At 75.5% G+C, this 26381-nt stretch carries 23 protein-coding genes; 11 read left to right on the forward strand and 12 right to left on the reverse strand.

Annotated features, from left to right (window positions below; translation table 11 throughout):
* Positions 1-157 precede the first annotated feature (157 nt).
* From C0216_RS18865 to C0216_RS18885, 5 genes are all read left to right on the forward strand, one after another.
* Positions 158-1327: a glycosyltransferase gene (locus tag C0216_RS18865; protein WP_114056410.1), complete on the forward strand. Its 1170-nt coding sequence runs from the start codon at positions 158-160 to the stop codon at positions 1325-1327.
* A gap of 246 nt (positions 1328-1573) precedes the next feature.
* Positions 1574-2104, forward strand: coding sequence for a DUF6643 family protein (locus tag C0216_RS18870; protein ID WP_114056411.1), 531 nt, complete (start codon positions 1574-1576; stop codon positions 2102-2104).
* A 95-nt stretch (positions 2105-2199) separates the two neighbouring features.
* Positions 2200-3024 carry an MOSC domain-containing protein gene (locus C0216_RS18875; RefSeq protein ID WP_114056412.1) on the forward strand — a complete coding sequence of 275 codons (825 nt, stop codon included), beginning with the start codon at positions 2200-2202 and terminating at the stop codon, positions 3022-3024.
* Positions 3025-3295: 271 nt separating this feature from the next.
* The gene (locus C0216_RS18880; RefSeq protein ID WP_114056413.1) at positions 3296-3907 is read left to right on the forward strand and encodes an Rv1733c family protein; all 612 of its coding nucleotides are present in this window, start codon (positions 3296-3298) and stop codon (positions 3905-3907) included.
* Between the two features lie 143 nt (positions 3908-4050).
* Positions 4051-6501, forward strand: a complete 2451-nt coding sequence (locus C0216_RS18885; protein ID WP_114056414.1) for a right-handed parallel beta-helix repeat-containing protein — start codon at positions 4051-4053, stop codon at positions 6499-6501.
* Here C0216_RS18885 and C0216_RS18890 read toward each other — a convergent pair.
* Positions 6452-8872, reverse strand: coding sequence for a hypothetical protein (locus tag C0216_RS18890; protein ID WP_174250527.1), 2421 nt, complete (start codon positions 8870-8872; stop codon positions 6452-6454). The genes C0216_RS18885 and C0216_RS18890 overlap by 50 nt on opposite strands.
* A 195-nt stretch (positions 8873-9067) precedes the next feature.
* Complete coding sequence (locus C0216_RS18895; RefSeq protein ID WP_114056416.1) at positions 9068-10222, reverse strand: PLP-dependent cysteine synthase family protein; 1155 nt, start codon at positions 10220-10222, stop codon at positions 9068-9070.
* A gap of 198 nt (positions 10223-10420) precedes the next feature.
* Between C0216_RS18895 and C0216_RS18900 the strand changes: the two genes are divergently transcribed.
* Positions 10421-11029, forward strand: a complete 609-nt coding sequence (locus C0216_RS18900; RefSeq protein WP_114056417.1) for an ATP-binding protein — start codon at positions 10421-10423, stop codon at positions 11027-11029.
* Positions 11030-11149: 120 nt separating this feature from the next.
* On the opposite strand, the gene C0216_RS18905 is transcribed toward C0216_RS18900, so the two are convergent.
* The gene (locus C0216_RS18905) at positions 11150-12409 is read right to left on the reverse strand and encodes an ROK family protein (protein ID WP_114056418.1); all 1260 of its coding nucleotides are present in this window, start codon (positions 12407-12409) and stop codon (positions 11150-11152) included.
* A gap of 43 nt (positions 12410-12452) precedes the next feature.
* A complete protein-coding gene (locus tag C0216_RS18910; RefSeq protein WP_114056419.1) occupies positions 12453-13124 on the reverse strand; it encodes an alpha-ketoglutarate-dependent dioxygenase AlkB family protein in 672 nt (223 codons plus the stop codon).
* Positions 13125-13161: 37 nt separating this feature from the next.
* Between C0216_RS18910 and C0216_RS18915 the strand changes: the two genes are divergently transcribed.
* Positions 13162-13902 carry a maleylpyruvate isomerase family mycothiol-dependent enzyme gene (locus C0216_RS18915; RefSeq protein WP_114056420.1) on the forward strand — a complete coding sequence of 247 codons (741 nt, stop codon included), beginning with the start codon at positions 13162-13164 and terminating at the stop codon, positions 13900-13902.
* A gap of 61 nt (positions 13903-13963) precedes the next feature.
* A complete protein-coding gene (locus tag C0216_RS18920) occupies positions 13964-14242 on the forward strand; it encodes a DUF6332 family protein (protein WP_114056421.1) in 279 nt (92 codons plus the stop codon).
* A gap of 112 nt (positions 14243-14354) precedes the next feature.
* Here C0216_RS18920 and C0216_RS18925 read toward each other — a convergent pair whose 3' ends face one another.
* Positions 14355-15563 carry a geranylgeranyl reductase family protein gene (locus tag C0216_RS18925; protein WP_246042847.1) on the reverse strand — a complete coding sequence of 403 codons (1209 nt, stop codon included), beginning with the start codon at positions 15561-15563 and terminating at the stop codon, positions 14355-14357.
* Between the two features lie 242 nt (positions 15564-15805).
* Here C0216_RS18925 and C0216_RS18930 point away from each other — a divergent pair, with 242 nt between their 5' ends.
* Both C0216_RS18930 and C0216_RS18935 read left to right on the forward strand, forming a co-directional pair.
* A complete protein-coding gene (locus tag C0216_RS18930; protein WP_114056423.1) occupies positions 15806-17170 on the forward strand; it encodes a dipeptidase in 1365 nt (454 codons plus the stop codon).
* A gap of 151 nt (positions 17171-17321) precedes the next feature.
* A complete protein-coding gene (locus C0216_RS18935; protein ID WP_114056424.1) occupies positions 17322-18026 on the forward strand; it encodes an MBL fold metallo-hydrolase in 705 nt (234 codons plus the stop codon).
* A 119-nt stretch (positions 18027-18145) separates the two neighbouring features.
* Here the strand turns inward: C0216_RS18935 and C0216_RS18940 are convergent, their stop codons facing one another.
* From C0216_RS18940 to C0216_RS18965, 6 genes are all read right to left on the reverse strand, one after another.
* The gene (locus tag C0216_RS18940) at positions 18146-19183 is read right to left on the reverse strand and encodes an NUDIX hydrolase (RefSeq protein ID WP_114056425.1); all 1038 of its coding nucleotides are present in this window, start codon (positions 19181-19183) and stop codon (positions 18146-18148) included.
* Between the two features lie 265 nt (positions 19184-19448).
* On the reverse strand, positions 19449-20747 hold the full coding sequence (locus tag C0216_RS18945) for a DUF6986 family protein (protein ID WP_114056426.1): 1299 nt from the start codon (positions 20745-20747) through the stop codon (positions 19449-19451).
* A gap of 162 nt (positions 20748-20909) precedes the next feature.
* Positions 20910-21872, reverse strand: coding sequence for an electron transfer flavoprotein subunit alpha/FixB family protein (locus C0216_RS18950; protein ID WP_114056427.1), 963 nt, complete (start codon positions 21870-21872; stop codon positions 20910-20912).
* Between the two features lie 60 nt (positions 21873-21932).
* The gene (locus C0216_RS18955) at positions 21933-22718 is read right to left on the reverse strand and encodes an electron transfer flavoprotein subunit beta/FixA family protein (RefSeq protein ID WP_114056428.1); all 786 of its coding nucleotides are present in this window, start codon (positions 22716-22718) and stop codon (positions 21933-21935) included.
* A 204-nt stretch (positions 22719-22922) separates the two neighbouring features.
* Positions 22923-23519, reverse strand: a complete 597-nt coding sequence (locus C0216_RS18960; protein WP_114056429.1) for a flavin reductase family protein — start codon at positions 23517-23519, stop codon at positions 22923-22925.
* A 256-nt stretch (positions 23520-23775) separates the two neighbouring features.
* A complete protein-coding gene (locus C0216_RS18965) occupies positions 23776-24135 on the reverse strand; it encodes a thioredoxin family protein (protein WP_114056430.1) in 360 nt (119 codons plus the stop codon).
* A gap of 274 nt (positions 24136-24409) precedes the next feature.
* Here C0216_RS18965 and C0216_RS18970 point away from each other — a divergent pair, with 274 nt between their 5' ends.
* A complete protein-coding gene (locus C0216_RS18970; RefSeq protein WP_114056431.1) occupies positions 24410-25132 on the forward strand; it encodes a lysophospholipid acyltransferase family protein in 723 nt (240 codons plus the stop codon).
* Between the two features lie 609 nt (positions 25133-25741).
* On the opposite strand, the gene C0216_RS18975 is transcribed toward C0216_RS18970, so the two are convergent.
* Positions 25742-26341 (reverse strand): transglutaminase-like domain-containing protein, encoded by a 600-nt coding sequence (locus C0216_RS18975; RefSeq protein ID WP_114058777.1) that lies wholly within the window; start codon positions 26339-26341, stop codon positions 25742-25744.
* Positions 26342-26381 lie beyond the last annotated feature (40 nt).

Here is a 26381-nt window from a genome sequence, read left to right on the forward strand (position 1 = left end):
GCGGCACAGGACGCCGCGGTCCCGGCGCCCCGGGGAGAGGGCCTGGGCAGCCGCTTCCAAGGTGCATGGCTGCGCCGCCCGGGGCGGCTCCGCGCCGTCGGGTGGCGCGCCGGCGGGGTGCGGGACATGCCGCGCAGGGTTCGGCACACTGCGGCCCATGGGCCTTTTCGGTGCTGCCTGCGTCTCCCTCGCCGCCTGGTTGTGGCTCACCTTCGCGCAGGGGATGTTCTGGCGGACCGACGTCCGCCTGCCGCCGCGTTCCGCCCCGGCGCGCTGGCCCTCCGTGGCCGTCGTCGTCCCCGCGCGGGACGAGGCCGGGGTGCTGCCGCTCAGCCTGCCCTCGCTGCTCGCGCAGGACTACCCGGGCGAAGCCCGGATCGTCCTCGTCGACGACGGCAGTACCGACGGCACCGCCGACCTGGCCCGCCGCCTCGCGCGCGGGCACCCCGGGCTGCCGCTCACCGTCGTCTCGCCCGGCGAGCCCGGCCCCGGCTGGACGGGCAAGCTGTGGGCCCTGCGCCACGGCATCGCCGTCGCCCGGGCGTCCACTCCTGCCGGGCCGGACTACCTCCTCCTCACCGACGCCGACATCGCCCACGGGCCCGACAGCCTCCGCGAGCTCGTCGCCGCCGCGACCAGCGCCGGCCTGGACCTGGTCTCGCAGATGGCCCGGCTCCGGACCGCCGGGCCGTGGGAGCGGCTCGTCGTCCCCGCGTTCGTGTACTTCTTCGCGCAGCTCTACCCCTTCCGCCGGATCAACCGCCCGGGCGGGCGGACCGCCGCCGCGGCCGGGGGCTGCGTACTCCTGCGGACGGAGGCGGCTGTACGGGCGGGCGTGCCGGACGCGATCCGGCACGCCGTCATCGACGACGTCTCCCTCGCCCGGGCCGTCCGGGATTCCGGCGGCCGGATCTGGCTGGGGCTCGCGGAGCGCGTGGCCAGCGTGCGCCCGTATCCGGGGCTGGCCGACCTGTGGCGGATGGTGTCGCGCAGCGCGTACGCCCAGCTCCGCCACCAACCGCTGCTGCTGGCCGGGACGGTGGCCGGGCTCGTGCTCGTCTACCTCGTCCCGCCGGCGGCGCTCCTGGCGGGCCTGGCCGGCGGCCGCCCGGCCACGGCGTGGGCCGGGGGCCTGGCCTGGCTTCTGATGGCGGGCACGTACCTGCCGATGCTGCGGTACTACCGGCAGCCGGCCGTGCTGGCGCCGCTGCTGCCGTTCACCGCGCTGCTGTACCTGCTGATGACGGTCGATTCGGCGGTGCAGCACCACCGGGGGCGCGGCGCCGCGTGGAAGGGGCGGACCTACGCCCGCCCCAGCGACGCATGAAACGGAAATATCACCCCCCGGGCGATGTCATCCGGGGCCACGGGGTGGTGACGCTGCGTCAGCGGCAAGTCGGTGCAACACCCAACCGGCGAGTACGAGTCGGAGCAAGCCGGGGCGGAAGTGGCGAATCGTGCACGTGAAGGTCAAGTGAAAGCTGGGGCACTGACCTGGGAATATGCAGGTCAGCGCGGGGTTCGTCACGCCTCGCTATGGACCCCGTGAAGCCGTGGGCTTAACTTATGACCCATGACCTCCCCCCGCTCCACTTATGGCGGCGGCTACTACTCCGCGCCCTCCTTCCCGGACACCCCCATCTACGACTCGCTCGTGGCGGAACGCGGGACTCCGCAGATCGCCCCGATCCGGGTTCCGGCCGCCTACGACACGCCGGGCGCCGGCTATGCGAGCGGTGGAAACCTCCCGGCCCTCTCCTCCTCGCTGCCGGCCCTGCCGGCCGCCCTCCCGCCCGCCGCACCGCAGCAGCAGACGGGCGGATACGGGTACCCGTACCAGGGGCAGGCGGCGCCCGCGCCCATGCCCCTGCAGAGCGCGCCCGCGCCGTACATCCCGCAGCAGCAGCCCGCCGCAGCCCGCCCCGGGTACATGCAGCAGGCCCAGCCGCAGCCGCCGCGGCCGGCCGCCGCGGGCACCGGGTACGAGGCGATGCGCCCGGCCGCGCCGCGCCCCGTGCAGGTTCCGGTTCCGACTCCGGCACCCGCCGCGGGCGCCCCGTACCAGGACCCGTACGGCCGCCCCTACCAGGGGCGCGGCTACTGACCGCCCGAGCGGGCGGAACGCTCCCGGCCCGGGCGTCCTGACAGTCCCGCCGGCGCCCGCTGGGGCGCAGGCGGGTCGCCTGGCAGGATGCACCCATGGCGAACCCGTACGTGCACTCGCTCCACGTCCATCCCGTGAAGTCGGTGGCGGGGACCGCTCCCGCCGAGGCGGCCGTGGAGCCCTGGGGGCTGTCCGGCGACCGGCGCTGGGCGCTGGTCGACACGTCGGGCACGGTCATCACGCAACGCGGGCAGCCTCGCCTGGCGCTGGCGGCCGCGCGCCCGCTGGCCGGGGGCGCGGTCGCACTGTCGGCGCCGGGCATGGCGGAGCTGGTCGTGGAGGTACCCGAGCCCGGGCCGCTGGAGCCGGTGGTGCTCTTCGGCAAGAAGGTCGAGACGGTGGTGGCCGCGGGCGCCGCCGCGGACTGGTTCAGCGCCTGGCTGGGCGTCCCGGTGCGGCTCGTGCACCTGGACGACCCGGCCGTGCGCCGGCCCGTGGACCCCGAGTACGCCCTGCCCGGGGAGACCGTCAGCCTCGCCGACGGCTACCCCGTGCTGCTCGCCTCGCTGGCGTCGCTGGACGCGCTCAACTCGCTGATCGCGCAGGGCGGGCACCCCGAGGAGGGGCCGCTGCCGATGAACCGGTTCCGGCCCAACCTCGTCGTCGCGGGCGCGGGGCCGTGGGCCGAGGACGGCTGGCAGCGGATCGCGGTCGGCGAGGCGGTCTTCCGCGTGGCCCGCGAGTGCGGCAGATGCATCGTCACGACGACCGACCAGGCGACGGCGGAGCGCGGCAGGGAGCCGCTCAGGACGCTCGGCACGTACCGCAGGATCGGGAAGTCCCTCGCGTTCGGGCGGCAGCTGGTGCCGGTCCGGACGGGCATCGTGCGGGTGGGGGACGAGGTGCGCGTCCTGGGCTGAGGCCGGCGCCGCCGCCCCGTCGGCCTGCGCTGCCACGTCCGCGGCCGCACGGCGGCGGATCGCCGTCGGAATGACACCTTCGAGGGGCTCTGCCGCCGGTTCGGAACCGACCGCGGCCGGCCGCCCGTTGGATCAGTCGGAACGTGTCGCACGACCGCGGGGGACCGTGCAGCGGCTCGCGCGGCACACCTCCCAGCGCCCGGAATGCGCGTCTCCGGGGCGTGCGGGAGGCTTGGACGGCCGACAGGCGGAGGCAAGGGGGTGCCGGACCGTGTGGACAGCGGCAGGGGTGTGGCGTTGGCGGCGCAATCCGCTGCGCCGGCCCACTGATCTCGTCGAGGCATGGGTGGCATTCGCCGCGGTGGTGTGCGTCCTGCTGGTCGCACCGGCCGTGGGCTGCGCCACCGGCCTCCGGGTGGACGACCGGCTGCAACAGGCAGCGCGGGAGCAGCAGAAGGAGAGATTCCTCGTGCCGGCGGTGGTGGTGCGGCCCGCCGAGGAGGGCCCCGGGCGCGCGGGCGCCGGCGCGAACCCGCAGCACCACAGCCCCCGGCGCACCCAGGTGGTGGCGGAGTGGACCGCGCCGGACGGCAGCAGCCACCGGGGCACCGTCCCCGCGGCCGAGGAACCGCCGCAGGCCGGCGACCGGTTCCGGATATGGACGGACGCCGGGGGCAGGCTGGTGGGGCGGCCGCTCGACGCGGCGTCCGCGGCGGCGCACGCAGCGGTCGTCGGCCTCGCGGCCGCCGCCGGGGTGGCCCTGCTGGCCGACACGGGCCGCCGGCTCGTCGTCCGCCGACTGGTACACCGGCGCCACGCGCTGCTGGACCGTGCCTGGGCGGAGACCGGGCCGGACTGGGGCCGGGCGGGTGCGGGAAGTTGACCTGGCCTCCCGGCGGCTCCCCGCGCGCTACGGTGGGGCCGGACCCCGGTTGCCGTCGGCCGCTCCCACCGCCGAGGGCGGTCGCGGAGGCGGTTCCGGTCGGTTCGACAGCGCGAGAACGAGGGCGGGGGCACGACAGCACCATGGCACAGGGCACGGTCCAGCTGACGCACGGCGGTTCCTCGCGGTGGCGGCGCCGCTCCGGCGAGTACCCGACGCTGTCCGCGGCGCTCGCCGCCGCGGGCGACGGGGACGTGCTGACGGTCGCGCCCGGCACCTACCGGGAGAACCTGGTGCTGCACCACGCCGTGACGCTCCGCGGGGTCGAGGGCGCCGCCGGGTCGGTGCGCATCGCCCCGCCGGACGGGATCGCGCTGACCGTGCGGGCGTCGGCCGTGGTCCGTGACCTGACCGTGGAGGGGCAGGACAGGGCCGCGCCCGCGCTCCTGGTGGAGGAGGGCACGCCGGAGCTGACCGACCTGCGGGTGGCCACGGAGTCGGCGGCCGGCATCGAGGTCCGCGGCAGGGGCCGGCCGGTGGTGCGGCGGTGCACCGTGGAGAACCCGTCCGGGGTCGGGGTCGCCGTACTGGACGGCGGCGGAGGGGTGTTCGAGGAGTGCGAGGTCGCCGCCTCCGGACAGGCCGGAGTCTCCGTCCGCTCCGGCGGGCACCCGCGCCTGGAGCGGTGCCGGGTCCACCACACGGGAGGCGCCGGCATCGCGGTCACCGGGGAGGGCTCGGGACTGGAGGCGCTGGGCTGCGAGGTGTACGAGACCAACGGGACGGGCGTGCAGGTCGCCGCACGGGCGGCGGCCCGGCTCACCGACTGCACGGTCCACCGCACCTCGGCCGACGGGGTCACCCTCGACACGGACGCCGTGCTCACCCTCTCCGGGTGCGACATCCACGACGTCCCGGAGAACGCGGTGGACCTGCGCTCCCGGTCGGTGCTCACCCTCACCCGCACGAGTGTGCGCCGCTTCGGCCGCAACGGCCTGTCCGTGTGGGACCCCGGCACCCGCGCCGAGGCGGACTCCTGCGAGATCCACGACAGCACGGGCGACTACCCGGCCGTGTGGATCAGCGACGGGGCGGGCGCCTCGCTGACGGACTGCCGGGTGCACGACGTGCCGGACGCGGTGTTCGTCCTGGACCGCGGCTCACGCGCGGACGTCGTCGACAGCGACCTGTCGCAGGTCCGCAACACCGCCGTCTCCGTCAGCGACGGGGCCACCGCGCGGGTCCGGGACTGCCGTATCCGCGAGGCCGCAACAGGCGCCTGGTTCCGCGACCACGGCAGCGGAGGCACCCTCGCCGACTGCACGATCGACGCCGTGCAGACCGGGGTCATCGTCACCAAGGGCGCCGATCCCGCGGTCGAGCGGTGCACTGTGTCCTCCCCCGCCGAGTCCGGGTTCTACGTCTCCGCCGGCGGGCGGGGCAGCTTCCGGTCCTGCCGGGTGACCGGCAGCGCCGGCTTCGGGTTCCACGTCCTCGACGGCTGCCGCGCCCACCTGGCGGGCTGCCACACCGAGCGGTGCGCCCGCGGGGGCTACGAGTTCGCCGAGGACGGGCCCGTCGCCGAGGACTGCACCGCCGACGGAACCCCCTCCCGGCACGCCGGGCACCCCGGGGCAGGCGGCGCAGCCGGGGAGCGGGCCCCGGCCCGCGCGGTCCCCGCCCCGGCCGGCGCGGCGAGCCCCCCGCTGCCCGGAGCCCGGCCCGCGCCCGCCCCGGTGCCGGAGCCGGGGGGCGCGGAGGCGGTCGCGCCGCAGGGCGGGTCCGCCGCCGTGCTGGAGCGGCTCGAAGGGCTGGTCGGCCTGGACAGCGTCAAGCGGGAGGTGCGCGCGCTCACCGACATGATCGAGGTCGGGCGGCGCCGGCAGCAGGCCGGGCTGAAGGCCGCCTCGGCCCGGCGGCACCTCGTCTTCACCGGCTCGCCCGGTACCGGGAAGACCACGGTGGCCCGCCTGTACGGGGAGATCCTCGCCTCCCTCGGCGTCCTGGAGCGCGGGCACCTCGTCGAGGTCTCGCGCGTGGACCTCGTCGGCGAGCACATCGGGTCCACCGCGATCCGCACCCAGGAGGCGTTCGAGCGGGCGCGCGGCGGCGTCCTGTTCATCGACGAGGCGTACGCGCTGGCACCGGAGGACTCCGGCCGGGACTTCGGGCGGGAGGCGATCGACACGCTCGTGAAGCTGATGGAGGACCACCGCGACGCGGTCGTGGTGATCGTCGCCGGGTACACGGCCGAGATGGAGCGGTTCCTGACCGTCAACCCGGGCGTCGCCTCCCGGTTCTCCCGGACCATCAGCTTCGCCGACTACGGGCCGGAGGATCTGCTGCGGATCGTGGAGCAGCAGGCCGACGAGCACGAGTACCGGCTCGGGGAGGGCACCGCCGAGGCACTGCTGGCGTACTTCGCGGAGCTGCCGAAGGGGCCGGCGTTCGGCAACGGGCGCACGGCCCGGCAGACGTTCGAGTCGATGGTCGAGCGGCACGCCGGCCGGGTGGCGCAGCTCGCCGACCCGGGGACGGACGAGCTCACCCTGCTGTTCCCGGAGGATCTCCCGGCTCTGCCCGCTCCCTGCTGAGCCGCGGGGCGGGCAGCCCCGTACCGGCGCCGGTCCCGGGGGCGGCGGGCGCGGCTCCGGGCCGGGCGCCGTCCGCGCCGCAGTGGTCGTCGGGGAGCGGCCGGGGGCCGGAGAGCCGGGCGAGCAGGGCGTCGCGTTCGGCGGCGAACGCCGGATCGTCCTGGTACTCGAAGTGGCCGAGGACGGGCGCGGGCAGCGGCTGCTCCGCGGTCCGCCCGTACGCGACGGGGTCGGGCAGCGGCCCCCGGTCCACGGCCGGGCCCGCGCCGGGGACGACCGGGCCCCCGATGGGGTCGGTGGCGCGCCACAGATTGCGCCAGCAGTCGACGTCCCGGTGCAGGGACAGCAGCGGGCCGCTCCCGAAGTACGCGGGGAACCAGCGGCCGTACAGCCGGCGCAGCGGCGAGCCGTACGTGAGGAGGGCGACGCGGTGACGCACGTGCGGCGGGAGCTGCCAGACGGCGGCAGCCGCGAGGACGCTGCCCTGGGAGTGGCCGGAGATGACGAGGCGTCCGCCGGTGCGGCCGGTCCAGGCCGTCATCCGCCACGTCAGGTCGGGGACGGCCCGCTCGGCGTAGCAGGGCGGCGCGAAGGGGTGGGCGGCGCGCGGCCAGAACGTGCCGACGTCCCACAGCACGCCGACGGTGCGGCGGGCGGCCGGGTCGCGGTAGGCGCGCCGCCCCCAGGTGACGAAGAGCAGGAAGCCGAGGCCGACCAGCCACGACCCGGCGTCCTGGGCGGCGCGCGCGGCGGCCTCCAGCAGCGGATGCGCCCCGCGGGCGGCCTCGCCGGGCACCTCGCCGGTCAGCCAGGCCCCGGCGAGGGCTCCGGCACCGAGCAGCAGGGTGATCCCGGAGAGGGCGGCGGCGAAGCGGGGCGCGGAGTCGGTGAGGGCGGCGGCGGTGCGGGCGCCGGCGATGCGGCGGCTGCGGTCGCGGTCCGGGACGGACCCCGGGTACTCGGCGGCGACCCCGGCGGCGATCCGGCGGCGCGTGCGGGCCGCCCCGGCGGCGTGGAGCCCGGCCAGGCAGGCCAGGGCGAGGAGGACCGGCGGCAGGACGGCGGCCTGCCAGGACAGCAGGACGGGCGGCTCGGCCGGCGCCTCCTCTCCGAGCCAGTCGGCGAAGCGCCCGGCGACCCCGCCGGACATGACGCCGCCGAGGGCGCAGGCGAGCACGGCGACGGCCGGCCCGCCGAGCCCGCGCAGCGCGGTCGCCGGGTCGGGGGCCCGCCGGTACAGGCTCCGGGCGACGGCGGCGAGCGCGACGATGCAGCAGCCCTGGCCCAGCATCAGCAGGCCGAAGGCGAAGTCGCCGGGCAGGCGGCCCGAGGAGGTCCATCCGGGGCGCGACCAGCAGGCGTACACCAGGACGGCGCCGAGGAGGGCGAGCGCGGCGCCGGGCAGCAGGGTCGTCGCGGCCCGGTCGAGCCGGTGGTCGGCCCGGGCTTCGGTGCGGCCGCGCCGGCAGACGACCCAGGCGACCGCGGCGGCCCCGGCGACGAGCAGCGCCTCCAGGGCCCAGCCGACGGATTCCAGGACGGCGGCGCCCGCGGCGGCGTCGCGGCGGGCGACCGGGACGGCGACGGCGGCGGCGACGGTGAGCAGTCCGGCCGCGGTGTGGGCCGCGCGGAGCCGGGCGACGATGCGGCGGCCGTACCAGAACCCGGGCCGGCCGAGGGCGGGGCCGAGGGCGGGAGCGCCGGAGGCGCCGGTTCCGTTCTCGTGGCCGGCGGGCGGGGTCTGGGATTCGTAAGCGCTCCACGTGCGGTTCGACAGGAACCACAGGAGCCCGGTCAGGGCCGCCGGGACGAGGGCGGCGAGGGCGAGGCGCCGCCCTGGCTGGCCCCACCAGCGGCCGGGTTCGGCGAAGTGCAGCCACCAGCGGGAGCGGGTGCAGGGGTGCGAGCCGGCGCACTGCCAGGCGAGCAGGTCCAGCGCGACCTCGCAGGCGGCCGCGATCAGCAGCAGCGTCAGGCTGAGGGCGATGATGCGGACGAGCAGCCCGTACGTGCGGACCGCGCGCGGCTGCGGGGCGCCGTCGGGCACGGCGGGGCGGGCCCAGTGCGCGAGGTTGACCACCATGAAGGGCAGGAGCAGCAGCCACAGGGCGCGCGAGCCGTTGCCCGAGGTGAGGCGGGACCAGCAGTACGCCTCCACGACGGGCCGGCCGGCGTACCGCTCGGGGTGCGCCTCGGCCTCGGCGTCGGCGGTGCGGCGGAACACGGCGGCCGTGGCGTCGCCGGTGACGCGGACGGTGCGCGGGTCGTCGAGGAGCTTCTCCGGGGCGGCGCCGTGGACGCCGTGGACCCGGAGTTCGAGGGCCAACGGCCTCGGGGAGGACCGGCGTTCGGGAGCGAGGGGGTGGGGGATGTCCGGCACGGGCGGCCTCCGCTCGCGGGGCGGGAGTCAGCGCGGCCTCCAGCATCCCGCGCACCGGGCCCGCCGCCTAGCCCCTGTACGGGGGACACCGGCGGGCCCCGACACCCCTGTCCCACGACGCTGCTGAGTCCCCGTCAGGCGCGGCACACGGCCGGCTGCCCGCGTCCTGCCGCTCGCGGGCCGGGGTCAGGCGCCCGGTTCGCGCCAGGTACCGGTCGCCAGGAGCGTCTCGATGGTCTCGGCGTACGGTGCGAGGTCGAGGCTTTGGGCGGCGACCCAGTCGTCGGAGTAGTACTTGTCCAGGTAGCGGTCGCCGGGGTCGCACAGCAGGGTGACCACACTGCCCGTCCGGCCCTCGGCCACCATCTCCGCGACGATCTTCAGGGCGCTCCAGAGGCCCGTGCCGGTCGAACCGCCGGCCTTGCGGCCGATGGCCCGCTCCAGGGCGCGGCAGGCGGCGACGCTCGCCGCGTCGGGCACCTTCATCATCCGGTCGATGGCACCGGGCACGAAGCTGGGCTCCATCCGCGGCCTGCCGATGCCCTCGATGCGGGAGCCGCAGTCGCTGGTCGCGCCGGGGTCGTCCGCCGTCCAGCCGTCGAAGAAGCAGGAGTTCTCCGGGTCGGGGACGCAGACGCGCGTGTCGTGCTGCATGTAGTGCACGTAGCGGGCGATGGTCGCCGAGGTGCCCCCGGTGCCGGCCGTCGCGACGATCCACGCGGGCTCCGGGTAGCGCTCCAGGCGCAGTTGCTGGTAGATCGACTCGGCGATGTTGTTGTTGCCGCGCCAGTCGGTGGCCCTCTCCGCGTACGTGAACTGGTCCATGTAGTGGCCGCCGGTGCGGGCCGCGAGGTCCGCCGACTCCTCGTACATCTTCATCGGGTCGTCGACGAAGTGGCAGGCGCCGCCGTGGAATTCGATCAGGCGGCACTTCTCGGGGCTGGTCGTGCGGGGCATGACGGCGATGAACGGGACGCCGATCAGCTTCGCGAAGTACGCCTCGGAGACGGCGGTCGAGCCGGAGGAGGCCTCGATGACGGGCCGTCCGGGGCGGATCCAGCCGTTGCAGAGGGCGTAGAGGAACAGCGAGCGCGCGAGGCGGTGCTTGAGGGAGCCGGTCGGATGCGTGGACTCGTCCTTGAGGTAGAGGTCGATGCCCCATTCCTCGGGGAGCGGGAAGCGCAGCAGGTGGGTGTCGGCGGAGCGGTTGGCGTCCGCCTGCACCTTGCGGACGGCGTCTTTCAGCCAGGCGCGGTACTCCGTGTCGCTGCGGTCGACGTCCGCCGTCGTGGCCGCGGGCGCCGCCGCGGCCGGCGTGGCGGAGGTACGGGTGGTGCTCATGCGCCTTGCTCCTTCGTGCGTTGCTTCGCCCCCTGCTTTCGCAATGTACCTCCGCCACCTGCACAAACAGTCACTTTGGGTATCTACCTGGTTCGCTTTCGGTCGCATTCGGTTGCACTCCCGCGCACCGTGGGTGACCCTGGTGGAGCATTACTGAGGGTGCAGCACCCGTAACACTCATGTCGGGGAGTCGCAGCCGTGATCAGTCACTCACGCAGGCACTGCGTCGTCGAACTGCAGGCCCTGCCCGCCCGGATCGGACAGATCCGGAGGATCGTCTCGGCGCAATTGCGCCACTGGCAGCTGGATCCACTCATAGACCGGGCTGCGCTCGGCGTGACGGAGCTCCTGAGCAACGTCCACCGCCACGCGCAGCCCGACAAGACCTGCACGGTGGAGATCGAGCTGCGGCTCGGACGGCTCACGGTCTCCGTGTACGACAGTGATCCGCGGCTCCCGGTCCTGCGGACGGCCGCCGCGAGACCGCCGGGCCCGGATGCACCGCCGGCCCTGGACGTCCCCGGTCCGCTGGACCCCCTGGACGCCCTGGAGACCTGCGGGCGCGGCCTCGCCCTCGTCGAAGCGCTCAGCGAGGCCTGGGGCGCCCGGCCGCAGGAGGGCGGCGCCGGCAAGGTCGTCTGGTTCTCGCTCCGCGCAGCGCCCGCGGCGCCGGCCCGCCCGCGCCCCTCCCGGGTCCGAGCCAAGCCCGTACGGGAACCCGCACCGGCCGTGGTCCTCACCGCGGACACGCGGCCCGTGCCGACCGGTCTGTCGGTGGCCGCCTCCACGCTGATCGGCCCGGGGTAGGGCTCCCGCCGCGGCGCCGCGCGAGCGGCGCCGCCGGGCCGGCCGGCCCCGCATCGCCCGGCCCTGCGGCGTAGGGCAGCAGGCCTCAGTCGGCAGGCGTCAGGCGTCAGGCGTCAGGCGTCAGGCGGCGGTGCCCAGGGTGCCCAGGGGGTCGTCCAGGACCGGCTGCCACGCCAGCTCGGCCGCGCCGACCAGGCTGTTGTGGTCGAGCGTGCACGGCAGGATCGGCACTCCCCCGCTGCGCCCCCACAGGCTGCGGTCCGCGACGACCGCGCGCAGCCGCTCGGGGTCCGCGTACAGCAGCTCCCGGTGCAGGCCGCCCAGGATGATCCGGTCCGGGTTGAGGATGTTCACCAGGCCCGCGAGGCCCAGGCCGAGCCGGTCGATGAGCTCCTCGGCGGCCGCGCGCACCGGGGGCTCCCCGTACCCGTCGCGCAGCAGGTCGCGGGCCTGCTGGAGCAGTGACACCTCCGGGCCCGGGGTGCGGCCGGCCGCCGTGAGGAACGCCAGCGGGTCCGCCTCCACGTCCAGGCAGCCGCGGCCGCCGCAGTGGCAGGCCCGGCCCTCCGGGTTCACCGTGAGGTGGCCGACCTCCAGCGCCAGGCCGGAACTCCCGCTGTGCAGGCGGCCGTCCAGCACCAGTGCCCCGCCCACGCCCCGGTGCCCGGTCGCCACGCACAGCAGGTGCTGGGCGCCGCGGCCCGCGCCGTGCCGGTGCTCGGCGAGCGCGGCGAGGTTGACGTCGTTCCCGGCGAGGGCCGGGCCGTCGATGCCGGCGTCCTTCACGCACCGCTCGAAGATCGCCCGCACCGGGGAGCCCGCCGGCCAGGCCAGGTGGAGCGGGTTCAGCGCCGTCCCGTCCGGTTCGGCGACCGCCGAGGGGACCGCGAGGCCCGCCCCGATGCAGCGCCGGCCGGTCTCGGCCAGCAGCCCGGCGCCCGCGCCGACGACCGCGCCCAGGACCTGCGCGGGATCCTCCGACACCGTGAGCTTGCCGGGTGCGGTGGCGACGATCCGCCCGCCCAGGCCGACGAGCGCGGCCCGGAAGCCGTCCGGGTGCACCTGCGCGGCCAGCGCGACGGGCCCGTTCTCGTCGATGGCGAGACGGTGCGAGGGGCGGCCCTGCGCACCGCCCGCGCCCGGCCGGGAGTCGACCCGGATCAGGCCGAGGGCCTCCAGTTCGGCCGCGACCGCGCCCGCGGTGGCCCGGGTCACGCCGAGTTCGGCGGTCAGGACGGCCCTGGTCGGGGCCCGGCCGGTGTGGACGAGCTCCAGCGCCGGGCCGAGGGCTCCCCGCCCCCGCTCCAGCCTGGTCCGCGCGGATGCCGCGGACCCGCTGTTCGCATCCCCCGCCCGCGGCGGGGCGCCGTTGCCGTTCATGACAGCGATCCTCGCATGATCGGCGGAGTGTGCGGACCGCCGCTCATCCGGGCGGCAGGTCGAGCCCGCCCACCCGGAGCGTGACGTTCAGCCGTCCGGTCAGCCCGAGCTCCGGCGGGGCGGTGCCCGGATGGACCTTCGGCACGCCGTGGTAGGCGAGCCGGGCGGGGCCGCCGAAGACGAACAGGTCGCCGCTGCGGAGCAGCACGTCCCGGTACGGCCGCCCCCTGGAGGCGGCGCTGCCGAAGCGGAAGACGCAGGTGTCGCCGAGGCTGAGGGAGACCACGGGCGCGGCGGACCGCTCGTCGGCGTCGCGGTGCATGCCCATGTGGGAGTCGCCGTCGTAGAAGTTGACGAGGGCGATGTCGTACGGGGCTTCGCCGGCGGCCGGCGGCGCGGTGCCGTACGCGGCGCCGACGGCCTCGCGCCCCAGCTCGGCCAGCCATGCGGGCATCGGCTTGACCGGTGCACCGTCGCCGTCGACCGCGGTGCGGGCGTATCCGTACGGGTACCAGTGCAGGCCCAGGCACACCTGCCGGGCGGTCATCGTCCCGCCGCCCGGGGTGCGGACGGTGCGCAGTCCGGCGGGCGGCCGCGCCCATGTGCGGCAGGCGGCGAGCAGGCTGCGCTGGCGCTCGGGGCCGAGCCAGTCCGGCACGTGCACGGCGCCGGGGGCGATCTCGGTCCGCTCGCGCGGGAAGAGTTCCCCGTTCATGCCCCCATTGTCGCGGGGCTGCTGGAAGACTGCCCGTATGAAGATCACCGAATTCGTGGAGACCCTCGACTGCGAGGGGGCCCTGCTCGCCGACCTGGCGGATCGCGCGGGGACGGACGCCCTGGTTCCGACCTGCCCGGGGTGGCGGATCGGCGACCTGCTGCGGCACACGGGGGCCGTACACCGCTGGGCCGCCTCCTGCGTCGCCGAGGGGGCGGTGGAGCCGGTCCCGTTCCCCGCCGCGCCGGAGCCGGCCGGCGCGGAGCTGCCGGGCTGGTTCCGCGAGGGGCACGCGGCCCTGGTGCGGACGCTGGCGGAGGCGCCGGCCGACGTCGAGTGCTGGACCTTCCTCCCGACGGCGCCGTCCTCGCCGCTGGAGTTCTGGGCGCGCCGGCAGGCCCACGAGACGGCCGTGCACCGCATGGACGCCGAATCGGCCCTGGGCGCGTCCTTCACCCCGGTGGCGGCGGAGTTCGCCGAGGACGGTGTGGACGAGCTGCTGACCGGCTTCCACGCCCGGCCGCGCAGCCGGGTCCGCACCACGGACCCGCGCGTCCTGCGGATCCGCGCCGCCGACACGGGCATGGTGTGGACGGTCCACCTCTCGCAGGAGCCGCCGCGCACGGTCCGCGGCGACGAGGGCACCGCCGACTGCGACGTGGTGGGCGAGGCCTCCTGGCTGTACGCGGCCCTGTGGAACCGCCTGCCGCTGAACGGGCCGGGCGTCACGGGCGACGCGTCGCTGGCCCGCCTGTGGACCGAGACGGCCGGTATCTGACAGGGCCTCCTCCGCAGGGCCCTGGTTGTGGCCGCACGGCGGGTGCGGGGAGACTGTGCGGATGACTCAGCGAACCATGCGGCGCAGCCAGGCGGAGCGCGACGCCGTCACCGTCGAGATCGGGTACGCGTTCGTCAGCGCGTGCTTCGCGGCGGCCCTGGTGTTCGGGGCGGTCTTCGGACCCGCCCTGGCATTCGACCTGTCCGGCGCGTTCGAGCGCGGCCTCGCCGTGGCCGGCGGCGCCCTGGCCGCGGCGGTGTTCCTGCTGCGGGTGGCGCACGTGCTGTGGCGCTTCGGCCGCCGCCCCGGCGGCGGCCGCGCTCCGCACGGCGGGAGGTGAGCGGCGCCCTCCGGCCTGCGACGGACGCGGCGCCCCGGTGCCGTCGTACGGCGCCCGGTGCCCGGCGGGACGGCCGGCCCGCCGCCGGGGCGCGGCGGGCCGGCGGCGGGTGCTACGCGCCCGGCCGGTTCTGGCGGGCGTCCACGAGGGTGAGGGCCCGGCGGGCCAGCGGGTGGCTGCGGACCAGCTCGGCCAGCGTTGTCGAGCCCCTGGTGATCCGGGCGAACGCCCGCCATGCCGGGGCGAAGCCGGTCATCACCGCGTGCAGCAGCCCCGGCCTGGCCTCGAACGCCGTCAGCATCCGCCGGCCGACGCCCATCTCCACGCCCAGCCCGGACTTGACGGCGAAGGCGTAGTTCAGCGCCTGCCGCCGCGCGTCCACGGCGTCCTGCGCCTCGGCGATCTTCGCCGCCCACTCCCCCGCGAGGCGGCCGGAGCGGAGCGCGAAGGAGATGCCCTCGCGGGTCCACGGCTCCAGCAGCCCGGCCGCGTCGCCCGCGACGAGGACCCGGCCGCGCGACAGCGGCGAGTCGGGCTTCCGGCAGCGCGTCAGGTGCCCGGAGGAGACGGCCGGTTCGAAGCCGGACAGGCCGAGGCGGGCGATGAAGTCCTCCAGGTACCGCTTGGTGGCCGCCCCGTCGCCCTTCGCGGAGATGACGCCGACCGTCAGGGTGTCGCCCTTGGGGAAGACCCAGCCGTAACTGCCGGGCAGCGGACCCCAGTCGATGAGCACCCTGCCCTTCCAGTCCTCGGCGACCGTGGGCGGGACCGGGATCTCCGCCTCCAGGCCCAGGTCGACCTGCTCCACCTCGACGCCGACGTGCGCGCCGATCCGGCTGGCGCTGCCGTCCGCGCCGACGACCGCCCGCGCGAGGAGGGTCTCGCCGTCCGCGAGGACCACCGCGACCGTGCGCCGGTCCGGGACGGCCGCGCCGTGCTGCTCGACCCGGGCGACCGCCGTGCCCGTGCGGACCTCAGCGCCCGCCTTCTCCGCCTCGGCGACCAGGGCCGCGTCGAACTCGGGCCGGTTGACCATCCCGAACAGCATGCGCCTGGAGCGGCGGGTGCGGGCCAGCCTGCCGTTCAGGGAGAAGGTGACCGCGTGGATCCGGTCCTTCAGCGGCAGTGCGAAGCCGGGCGGGAGCGCGTCCCGGGAGGGGCCGATGATGCCGCCGCCGCACGTCTTGTAGCGGGGCAGCTCTGCCTTCTCCAGCAGCAGCACGCGGCAGCCCGCGACCGCCGCCGCACGGGCGGCCGAGGCGCCGGCCGGGCCCGCCCCGACCACGACCACGTCCCAGACCTCGCCGGTCCCCCCGGCCACCCTGTCCCCCGCCCCCTCCGCGGCCTGCCCTGCGTTTGCGTCCTGTACGTCGTCGCTGCTCACGATGTGCCGATGCTCCTGATCATGCGTTGCTCCGATGCCGGGGAAATCCTACGGCGCGCCTCCCGCCCGTCCTGCTGTGCGAGGATCGGAGCGACCTGCGCCTACCCCGGCAGCCGCCCACCAAGCGGGTGCCGGAGGCGTACAAGCAGAACAACGTCGCACCCAAGAGGAGCGTGCCCATGACCCCGAATCCGATCGCCGCGACGGTCGCCTCGCTGATGCCCCGCGCCAAGCAGGAGCTGACCGAGCTGGTGGCCTTCCGGTCGGTGGCGGACTGGGCCCAGTTCCCGCGGAGCGAGAGCGAGGGCGCGGCCGCCTGGGTCGCCGACGCGCTGCGCGCGGAAGGCTTCCGGGACGTGGCCCTCCTCGACACGCCAGACGGGACGCAGTCCGTGTACGGGTACCTGCCCGGCCCGGAGGGCGCCCCGACCGTCCTGCTGTACGCCCACTACGACGTGCAGCCGCCACTGGACGACGCCGCCTGGATCTCCCCCGCCTTCGAGCTGACCGAGCGGGACGGCCGCTGGTACGGGCGCGGCGCCGCCGACTGCAAGGGCGGGTTCATCATGCACCTGCTGGCGCTGCGCGCGCTGAAGGCCAACGGCGGCGTCCCCGTGAACGTGAAGGTGATCGTCGAGGGCTCGGAGGAGCAGGGCACCGGCGGCCTCCAGCAGTACGCCGAGGCCCACCCGGAGCTCCTGGCCGCCGACACGGTCGTCATCGGCGACGCGGGCAACTTCCGCCTCGGCCTGCCCACGGTGACGGCGACCCTGCGCGGCATGTGCCTGGTGAAGGTGAAGATCGACACACTGGGCGGCAACCTGCACTCCGGCATGTTCGGCGGTGTCGCCCCGGACGCACTGGCCGCCCTGATCCGGCTGCTGGACTCGCTGCGCGCGGAGGACGGTTCGACCACCGTCGACGGCCTCGCCGCAGACGCGGTGTGGGAGGGCCTGCAGTACCCGGAGGCGGACTTCCGGGCGGACGCGAAGGTCCTGGACGGCGTCGGCCTGATCGGCGAGGGCACGATCGCCGACCGGCTGTGGGCCCGCCCGGCCGTCACCGTCCTCGGCATCGACTGCCCGCCGGTCCTCGGCGCCACGCCGTCGGTGCACGCGAGCGCCGGAGCCCTGATCAGCCTGCGCGTCCCGCCGGGCGTGGACACGGCGGAGGCCATCAAGCTGCTGGAGGCCCACCTGGTGGCGCACACCCCGTGGGGCGCGCGCCTGGAGGTGGAGGTCGTCGGCCAGGGCCAGCCGTTCCAGGCGGACACCTCCAGCCCCGCGTACGCGTCGATGGCGGCGGCCATGGAGATCGCCTACCCCGGCCAGGAGATGCAGGTCAGCGGCATGGGCGGATCGATTCCGCTGTGCAACACGCTGACCTCGCTGTACCCGGACGCGGAGATGCTGCTCATCGGGCTGAGCGAGCCGGAGGCGCAGATCCACGCGGTGAACGAGAGCGTCTCCCCGGAGGAGCTGGAACGGCTGTCGGTCGCCGAGGCGCACTTCCTCGTCAACTACGCGGCGTCCAAGCGCGCCTGACGCACGTACGGCCCCTGCGGGCCCGGTGCGCCGGCCGGCGCACCGGGCCCGCAGGCGCGGAGGGGCCGGCTCCGCACAGTGCGCTGCGGGCGGACTCCGCTCCCGGTGAAAGGCGTTCCGGCCGGCGGGCGGCCGCCCTACGGTCGGACCCGTGGACTTCGTCGAGATACTTCCCGGGCGGCTGCACCAGCTCCGCTTCCCGATCGGCCAGGCGTACCTGTGGCAGGACGCCGACGGCTCGCTGACCCTCGTGGACGCCGGCCACGCCGGCCGCGCCGCGGACGTGGAAGGGGCCCTGCGCTCACTCGGGCGGGATCCGGAGCGGCTGGAGCGGATCGTCCTGACGCACTGCCACCGCGACCACGTGGGCGCGGCGGAGGAGCTTGCCGGGCGCTGGGGCGCCCGGGTGGCGGCACACCGCCTGGACGCGCCGGTGATCCGCGGCGAGCGGCCCGTCCCGGAGCCGGTGCTGCTCGACTGGGAGGTGCCGCTGTACCGGCACGGGCTGGCGGTCCCCGAAGCGCCGCCGACCCGGGTCGACCGGGAGGTGGAGGACGGGGACGTGCTCCCGTTCGGCGGCGGCGCCGTCGTGGTGCACGCCCCCGGCCACACGCCCGGCAGCATCGGCGTCCACCTGCCGGAGTACGGGGTGCTGTTCACGGGCGACTGCGTCGCCGCGGTGGAGCGGGTGATGCCCGGCGTGTTCAACACCGACCGCGGGCAGGCGCTGGCCTCCTTCCGGCGCCTGGCCGCGCTGGAGCCGGCCGTGGCCTGCTTCGGGCACGGGGACCCGCTGACCCGGAACACCGCGGCCGCCCTCCTGGCCGCGGCGGCCGCAGAACCCGTCCTGCCCTGAGGCCCGCCACCGGCCGCCGGAGTCTGTCCGGCGGATCACGGCCGGGCGGGCCGCGGCGTCCGGTGCGGTGCACCGCGAGGCGCCGTGCCGGACGCCGCGGACGCGGCCCCGGACTCGCCCTACGGCGTGGGGCGGCCAGCCTCCAGGTACAGCGGGCGGCCGCGCTCGCGGGCCCTCAGCGCCCAGCGCAGCCGTTCGTAGCGGACCGGCGGCAGGAGTCGCGCCGCCTCGGTCTCCGTGACGAACCGCCAGGCCCGCAGCTCCGGCCCCGGCAGCCGCAGCCGGGCCGCCTCCGCGGCAGCGAGCCTGCCGCCGTCGAACAGCAGCCGCAGGCCGCCGTATGCGGGGGGCGCCGGCGGCTCCCAGTCCACGACGAGCAGCCCCGGCATCCCGGCGAGTTCGACGCCGAGCTCCTCCGCCACCTCGCGGACGCCCGCGCACGCGGGCGCCTCGCCCGGCTCCACCACTCCCCCCGGGAACTCCCAGCCCGCCTTGTACGTCGGATCCACCAGCAGGACCCGGTCCGCGTCGTCGAAGAGGAGCACCCCGGAGGCGACCGTCTCCCGCGTCGGCTCCGGCGTCTGGACGATGTCGCAGACGCCGGCCGCCTCGGTGCGGACGGCCTCGGCGATCTTCTCGGCCGTCTCGCGCACGCTGAGCGCGCCGTTGTCGACGACGTGGGCGTCGCCCTTGAGCCAGTCGAGCGCCTGCTGGTAGGCGGGGATGTGGTCGTACGCCCACTGCCGCACCCGGAGGTCGGCCGCGGCCGTGTCCCCGGGCTCCTCGCGGGTGGCGATCCTTCGGCGCAGGATCGTTTCCTCAGGGGCCAGGAGCACGTGCCGCACCGTGATCCGGCGGGCTGCCAGCCCGCCGAAGATCTCGTCCCGGTACTCCTGGCGCAGCAGCGTCATCGGAACGACGAGCACACCGCCCGCCTCGGCCAGGAGCGCCGCCGCGGTCTCCACGACCAGGCGCCGCCAGCCGGGCAGGTCCTGGTAGTCCGCCACCTCCGCGCGGCGTTCGGGCGGCAGCAGCCGGAGCAGCCCCTCCCCGACGCGCTCGGGGTCGAACAGGGTGCTGCCCGGCAGGAGGCCGATCAGTTCGCGGGCCGTGCTGGTCTTCCCGGCGCCGAATGTGCCGTTGATCCAGACAATCACGTCTACCCCTTTTCCCCTTGGCTCGTCCGGAGCCCCCAGTGGCCTGCCCGCACCACCCTGCCACGGAAACCCGGGGGCACCGGGAGGCTTGTCCCCGGGACCGCGGCGCGCACCGCCGGCGGGGCCGCCGAGCCATCAGACCGCCGCGGGCCCCCGGAGGCCGGGTTCCGCGCCGCAGATCCTCCGCACGCACGAACACCGCGGGCCCCGTCCGGGCCCGCGGTCGGGTCGGCGCCGTCGGGAGGTGGCCGTCCGGAGGTGGCCGTCAGGACGTGGCCGTCAGGGTGGCCGAGCGGCGCGGGATCGCGAAGGCGTCGAGCTCGGCACGGGTCAGGCCGGTGAGCGCGGTGACCTCCTCCGCGCCGACCGCGCCGCAGTCCAGGCCGCGGACCAGGTACCCGGCCAGGGCCTTCGCGGTGGCCGGCTCGTCCATCACGTCGCCCTCGATCCGGGCCACGTACGCCTTCAGGCGCGCGGCGGCCGCTTCCAGGCCCTCGCGGTAGAAGGTGAAGACGGCGGCGTAGCGCGTCGGGAGGTGGCCCGGGTGCATGTCCCAGCCCTGGTAGTAGGCGCGGGCCAGGGCGCGGCGGGTCAGCCCGTAGTGGAGCCTCCACGCCTCGTGGACCTTCTCGGTCGTGCCGACGGGCAGGACGTTCGTCGAGCCGTCGGAGACGCGTACGCCGGTGCCGGCGGCGGCGACCTGCATGACGGCCTTGGCGTGGTCGGCAGCGGGGTGGTCGCTGGCCTGGTAGGCGGCCGAGACGCCGACGCAGGCGCTGTAGTCGAAGGTGCCGTAGTGCAGGCCGGTGGCCCGCCCCTTCGCGGCTTCGATCATGCGGGCGACGGTGGCGGTGCCGTCGGAGGCCAGGATGGACTGGCTGGTCTCGATCTGGATCTCGAAGCCTATGCGGCCCGGGCGCAGGCCGCGGGCGGTCTCGAAGGCCTCCAGCAGCGCGACGAAGGCGGAGACCTGCTCGGCGTAGGTGACCTTGGGAAGGGTGAGGACGAGGCCGTCCGGCAGGCCGCCGTGCTCCAGGAGGCCCGACAGGAAGACGTCGGCGGTGCGGATGCCGCGGTCGCGGACGTTGGCCTCCATGCACTTCATGCGGATGCCCATGTAGGGGGCGTTGGTGCCGTTGGAGAAGGCCTGCGAGACGAGGCGGGCGGCGCGGGCGGCGGCCTGGTCCTCCTCCTCGTCGGAGCGGACGCCGAAGCCGTCCTCGAAGTCGACGCGCAGGTCCTCGATCGGCTCGCGCTGCAGCTTGGCGCGGACGCGCTCGTGGACGGGGCCTGCGAGCTCCTCGCGGATGCCGAGCACCTTGGCGAAGGCGGCGGCGTCGGGCGCGTGCTCGTCGAGGGCGGCGAGGGCCTGGTCGCCCCACGAGCGGATCGTGTCCGCGGCGAACGCGTCGCCGGGCACGTAGACGGTGTGGACGGGCTGGCGGGTGCCGGGGTCGCCCGGGTAGTGGCGGGCGAGCTCCGCGTCCACCGGGGCGAGGGAGGCGCTGATGCCCTCGCTGACCGCGCCGGCGAGGCTCGTCGCCACCTTCTCCTGCTGACCCATCGTGCACTCTCCTCTTTCCGCTGTACGGAAGCCTAGATCCGCATAGCAGAATTTAGTCACGGGGTTCCGCTCCGTCAATGGTCGCTCCGCGCTCCCCCGGATACGACTCGGGGCCGTGCGGTGACGATCACCACACGGCCCCGGGCGGGAGTCGGGCGCAGGTCAGCCCTTGCGCGCCTTGATCTCCTCGGTCAGCTGCGGGACGACCTCGAAGAGGTCGCCGACCACGCCGTAGTCCACGAGCTCGAAGATCGGAGCCTCGGCGTCCTTGTTGACGGCGACGATGGTCTTCGAGGTCTGCATGCCGGCGCGGTGCTGGATCGCGCCGGAGATGCCGGCGGCGACGTACAGCTGCGGGGAGACCGACTTGCCGGTCTGGCCGACCTGGTTGGTGTGCGGGTACCAGCCGGCGTCGACGGCGGCGCGGGAGGCGCCGACGGCGGCACCGAGGGAGTCGGCGAGCGCCTCGATGATCGAGAAGTTCTCGGCGCCGTTGACGCCGCGGCCGCCGGAGACCACGATCGCGGCCTCGGTCAGCTCGGGGCGGCCCGTCGACTCGCGCGGGGTGCGCGAGGTGACCTTGGTACCGGTGGCCAGGGCGCCGAAGGTGACGGCCAGGGCCTCGACGGCGCCGGCGGCCGGGGCGGCCTCGACCGGGGCCGAGTTCGGCTTCACGGTGATGACCGGGGTGCCCTTGGACACGCGGGACTTGGTGGTGAAGGACGCGGCGAACGCGGACTGCGTCGCGACCGGGCCCTCGTCGCCGGCCTCGAGGTCCACGGCGTCGGTGATGATGCCGGAGCCGATGCGGACGGCGAGGCGGGCCGCGATCTCCTTGCCCTCGGCGGAGGACGGGACGAGCACGGCGGCGGGGGAAACAGCCTCGTGGGCGGCCTGGAGCGCGTCCACCTTCGGTACGACGAGGTACTCGGCGAACTCGGGGGCGTCGGCGGTGAGGACCTTGACCGCACCGTGCTCGGCGAGCACGGCGGCGGTGCTCTCGGCACCGGCGCCCAGGGCGACGGCGACGGGCTCGCCGATGCGGCGGGCCAGGGTCAGCAGCTCGAGGGTGGGCTTGCGGACGGCGCCGTCCACGTGGTCGACGTAGACGAGGACTTCAGCCATGGGAGTGCTCCTGCGAATGCGAAGTAGTCAGGGGGCGATGTGGAGGGTGACGGCTGAAGCTCAGATGAACTTCTGGCCGGCCAGGAACTCGGCCAGCTGCTTGCCGCCCTCGCCCTCGTCCTTGACGATCGTGCCGGCCGTGCGGGCCGGACGCTGCGCGGCGGAGTCCACCGCGGTCCAGGCACCCTCGAGGCCGACCTCGTCCGCCTCGATCTCCAGGTCGGACAGGTCCCAGGACTCGACCGGCTTCTTCTTGGCGGCCATGATGCCCTTGAAGGACGGGTAGCGGGCCTCGCCCGACTGGTCCGTCACGGAGACGACGGCCGGGAGGGAGGCCTCCAGCTGCTCGCTCGCGGAGTCGCCGTCGCGGCGGCCCGTCACGGTGCCGTCCTCCACCTTGACCTCGGAGAGCAGGGTGACCTGCGGAACGCCCAGGCGCTCGGCGAGGATCGCCGGGAGGACGCCCATGGTGCCGTCGGTCGAGGCCATGCCGGTGATGACCAGGTCGTAGCCGGCCTTCTCGACGGCCTTGGCCAGCACCAGCGAGGTGCCGATCACGTCGGTGCCGTGCAGGTCGTCGTCCTCGACGTGGATCGCCTTGTCGGCACCCATGGACAGCGCCTTGCGCAGGGCGTCCTTGGCGTCCTCGGGGCCGACCGTCAGGACGGTGATCTCGGCGTCGTCGGCCTCTTCCGCGATCTGGAGCGCCTGCTCGACCGCGTACTCGTCGAGCTCCGACAGCAGACCGTCGACGTCGTCGCGGTCGACCGTCAGGTCATCGGCGAAGTGCCGGTCGCCGGTGGCGTCGGGCACGTACTTCACACAGACAACGATCCTCAGGCTCACGCCGGCTCTCCTACCGCATCGTCTTGTTTCTGATACCGCCTTGTGCAGGCAGCATAGGCGCCTTTCGAGGGCGGACCCCGGTCGGGGCGGCCCCCGCTCCGACCGGAATGTTACTCGTCAGTACACCGCGGGTCCTCCCAGGAGGCAAGGCCGTCGAACTGTGATCTGTCCAACGCCGCCCCAACCATCCCCAGCAGGGACGATTCAGTCACGCAGCGCGTTGAAGCGGCCCTGGTGGTACAGCAGGGGCCGGCCCTCGCCGCGCGGGTCCCCGGACACGACCTCGGCGATGACCACCCGGTGCGCGCCGGCCGGCACGCGGGCCACCACCCGGCACACCAGCCACGCCAGCACCCCGTCCAGCAGGGGAACGCCGTGCGGGCCGGGAGCCCAGCCGGTGCCCGGCCCGAAGCGGTCCGCTCCGCTGCGGGCGAACAGGCCGGCCAGCTGCTGCTGGTGCTCGCCGAGTATGTGCACCCCGAGGTGCTCGCTGTCGCGGATGCCGGGCCAGCTGGAGGAGCCGGTCCCGATGGTGAACGAAAGGAGCGGGGGGTCGGCGGAGACGGAGTTCAGGGAGGTCGCGGTGAAGCCGACCGGGCGGCCGCCGTCCTGGGCTGTGATCACGGCCACGCCGGCGGCGTGCTGCCGGAAGACCGAGCGCAGCAGCTCGGGCGAGCCGGGCAGGGCGGCGGCGGACGGCGCAGGCTCGGCCGCTGCGCGGGGCGCGGCGGGCCGGTCGGCGGTCGGGGGCGCGGCGGGATGCGGGAACTGTGCTGCGGTCCTGGTCGTTGGGCCCGTCATGAGGAGGCCTTTCTTCTGCTCTGCCGCGGAGGCGGCCGGCGCGGGCGCGCGGGATCGTCGTCGGGTGCCGGGGTCGTTCAGTACGCCCGACAGCGCGCGCTCGCGTGGCGGACGAGGTCCACGTGGACCCGCCCGTGAAGCAGGAGTTCGTACCGCATGCGGCCAGCCTGGCGATCTGCCGTGTACACAGTCAAGCCGGGGCGGCCAGATGCGAGGCGCGTCACGCTGTGTGCGGGCGCATGCACCGGCGCCGGGCTCACACCGCCTCGCCCAGTGCGGCGATCACGTCGGCCTTGCGGGGCATGCCGGCCGCGCGGCGGACGATCCGCCCGGCGGCGTCCAGGACCAGCACCGTGGGGGTCTTCTCGATGCCCAGGGCGCGGACCAGGCCGAGGTTGCGCTCCGCGTCGACCTCGATGTGGGCGACGCCGTCGACCATTCCGGCGACCTCGGCGAGGATCCGCCGGGTGGCCCGGCAGGGCTGGCAGAAGGCACTGGAGAACTGCACCAGGCTGGCCCGCTCGCCGGGCTCCGCACCGAGGTCGGCCGCGCCGAGCCGGTCCGGGGCCCCCGGCCGGCCGCCGTCCGCCGCGGGTCCGCCCCGTTCCCCCTGCACTGCCGCTCCCGTCACTGTGCCGTCCTCGTCCCCTGCGGGCGCCCGCCGTCGGCGGCGGGCATCCCGTCCCGCATCATTGCAGTACGTCCGTCCGCCCGTACGAGCGCATCCGGCCCCGGGCGCATTCCCCGCGTGACGAGGATCTCGCCGGGGAAGGCCGTCCGGACTGGCCTCGCGCCCGCGGATGCGGCACCATCCCCATGGCCGCGTACCTACGCTGCCGTAACTTCCGGCCGGGAGCATTTCCCCAGGCAGAAAGCGGGGTCTCCCCAGCATGGCTGAGCTCGTCTACCCCCCGGTGATCGGTGCAGCGCACGCGCTGTTCCGCGCCCTCGACATCCGCATCGACATGAAGGGCACCGAGCACATCCCGCGGCAGGGCGGTGCGGTCCTCGTGTCGAACCACATCGGCTACCTGGACTTCGTCTTCGCCGGGCTGACGGCCCGCCCGCAGAAGCGCCTGGTGCGCTTCATGGCGAAGGAGTCGGTGTTCCGGCACAAGGTGTCGGGCCCGCTGATGCGCGCGATGAAGCACATCCCGGTGGACCGCAAGCAGGGCGAGGCGGCCTACCGGCACGCCCTGGAGTCGCTGCGCTCCGGCGAGATCATCGGCGTGTTCCCGGAGGCCACGATCTCGCAGTCCTTCACCCTCAAGAGCTTCAAGTCGGGCGCCGCCCGCATGGCGCAGGAGGCCGGGGTGCCGCTGATCCCGGTGGCGCTGTGGGGCACCCAGCGGCTGTGGACCAAGGGCCGCCCGCGGGACCTGAAGCGCAGCCACATCCCGGTGACACTGCGGGTCGGCGAGCCGATCGAGGCCCCGACCGACCACTACGCCGGCGCGATCACCCGGCGGGTGCGGGAGCGCGTGCAGGAGCTGCTGGACTCGGCGCAGCGCGCCTACCCGGCCGCCCCGAAGGACTCCTCGGACTCCTGGTGGCTGCCCGCACACCTGGGCGGCACAGCCCCGACCCCGGCGCAGGTCAAGGAAGCCGGCTGACCACCAGCCACCGGGACGGGTGAAAAGCCGCCGGCGGCCGCGAAGCCCCCACCCCCGTGCGTCCGGCCGGGCTCCGCACCGCCGGCGGCGGTGCGCGGCGCCCCGTTCGCGCGTGGCGCAGGCGGCCGAGCAGTAGCGGCGCGCGCTGCCGGTACCGGTACCGGGGAAGAGCCGACCACGGCCGCCGCGGCGCAGGCGCCCCAGGCGGTCCGCCCGTGCTCCGTGAGCAGGCGGGCCATGGCCGGCGCCCCGGGGGCCGGGAACCAGACGCCGTCCCACATCCGCCCCAGTCGGCGTGCAGGTGCGGGGCGCGGGCGGCGGCCGCCTTCCCCCCCTCCCTTGCGGTGGGGGCGGCACTGTTCGCCGCGGCCGGCGTGTGCGACGGGCCCCTGCGGACGGCGACGCTGCGGACCCGTGCGGAGCACACCCCCGAGGACGTTCGGGCGCAGGTCCTCGCCCTCGGCGCGGGCCTGAAGCCGACGGCCGCCTTCCTGGGCGCGGCGCCCACCGGGTTCGCGGCTCAGGCGCCACCGCAGTGGCTGCTGGCCGGGGTCGCGGCCAGTGCGCGGTGCGGCGCTGCCCGCGGGCGCGCGCGGCGCGGCGGCGTCGCTACAGGGCCTTCGGCAGGTTCTGCCACAGTTCGCGGCGGTCGGCGGAACCGCGGAGGGCCGTGAGGACGGCCGGGTGGGGGTCGGCGTACAGGTCGGGGTAGTCCGTCTCGCCGAGCCCGGGGCGGACGGGGAAGGCCAGCCGTTCGGCACCGAGCCGGAACTGGGCGTCCACGCCGGGCTTGTTGCCGCGCGGGTCCTGGCGGGCCCAGCCGCGGGAGCCGGGGAGGCGGAGGGCGGTGAGTCCGTGGACGAGGGGCTCGGTGCCGTCGTCCTCGGTCAGCCGCTGGTAGCAGAGGCCGGCCGGGATGCCCCGGGCCCGCAGCAGGGCGACGAGGGCGTGCGACTTGGCGTGGCAGATGCCGTTGCGGGTGGCGAGGACGTCGGAGGCGCGCCAGGAGACGCGCAGGTCGCCGGAGTCGGCGGAGTGCGGGACGGTGTCGCGGACGAACTCGAAGGCCGCCTTGGCGTATGAGTATGCGTCGCCGTGGGCGGACCACAGGCTGCCGGCCAGCTCCCGGACGTACGGATGGTCGTGGTCGATGGCTTCGCTCGCCGATGTGTACGCGCGCTCGTCCGGGCTCAGCGGGATCACCTGCATGGAGCGGAGCATAGCCATACCCCCGACCGCAATTCAATGA

It is taken from the genome of Streptomyces globosus (assembly GCF_003325375.1).
GTDB lineage: Bacteria > Actinomycetota > Actinomycetes > Streptomycetales > Streptomycetaceae > Streptomyces > Streptomyces globosus_A.

What these genes read in the sequence shown, in the direction of transcription:
- C0216_RS18865 (WP_114056410.1), top strand. Translation starts at nt 158, where the DNA reads ATGGGCCTTTTCGGTGCTGCCTGCGTCTCCCTCGCCGCCTGGTTGTGG.
- C0216_RS18870 (WP_114056411.1), top strand. Translation starts at nt 1,574, where the DNA reads ATGACCTCCCCCCGCTCCACTTATGGCGGCGGCTACTACTCCGCGCCC.
- C0216_RS18875 (WP_114056412.1), top strand. Translation starts at nt 2,200, where the DNA reads ATGGCGAACCCGTACGTGCACTCGCTCCACGTCCATCCCGTGAAGTCG.
- C0216_RS18885 (WP_114056414.1), top strand. Translation starts at nt 4,051, where the DNA reads ATGGCACAGGGCACGGTCCAGCTGACGCACGGCGGTTCCTCGCGGTGG.
- C0216_RS18895 (WP_114056416.1), bottom strand. Translation starts at nt 10,222, where the DNA reads ATGAGCACCACCCGTACCTCCGCCACGCCGGCCGCGGCGGCGCCCGCG.
- C0216_RS18905 (WP_114056418.1), bottom strand. Translation starts at nt 12,409, where the DNA reads ATGAACGGCAACGGCGCCCCGCCGCGGGCGGGGGATGCGAACAGCGGG.
- C0216_RS18910 (WP_114056419.1), bottom strand. Translation starts at nt 13,124, where the DNA reads ATGAACGGGGAACTCTTCCCGCGCGAGCGGACCGAGATCGCCCCCGGC.
- C0216_RS18915 (WP_114056420.1), top strand. Translation starts at nt 13,162, where the DNA reads ATGAAGATCACCGAATTCGTGGAGACCCTCGACTGCGAGGGGGCCCTG.
- C0216_RS18920 (WP_114056421.1), top strand. Translation starts at nt 13,964, where the DNA reads ATGACTCAGCGAACCATGCGGCGCAGCCAGGCGGAGCGCGACGCCGTC.
- C0216_RS18930 (WP_114056423.1), top strand. Translation starts at nt 15,806, where the DNA reads ATGACCCCGAATCCGATCGCCGCGACGGTCGCCTCGCTGATGCCCCGC.
- C0216_RS18945 (WP_114056426.1), bottom strand. Translation starts at nt 20,747, where the DNA reads ATGGGTCAGCAGGAGAAGGTGGCGACGAGCCTCGCCGGCGCGGTCAGC.
- C0216_RS18950 (WP_114056427.1), bottom strand. Translation starts at nt 21,872, where the DNA reads ATGGCTGAAGTCCTCGTCTACGTCGACCACGTGGACGGCGCCGTCCGC.
- C0216_RS18960 (WP_114056429.1), bottom strand. Translation starts at nt 23,519, where the DNA reads ATGACGGGCCCAACGACCAGGACCGCAGCACAGTTCCCGCATCCCGCC.
- C0216_RS18970 (WP_114056431.1), top strand. Translation starts at nt 24,410, where the DNA reads ATGGCTGAGCTCGTCTACCCCCCGGTGATCGGTGCAGCGCACGCGCTG.
- C0216_RS18975 (WP_114058777.1), bottom strand. Translation starts at nt 26,341, where the DNA reads ATGCAGGTGATCCCGCTGAGCCCGGACGAGCGCGCGTACACATCGGCG.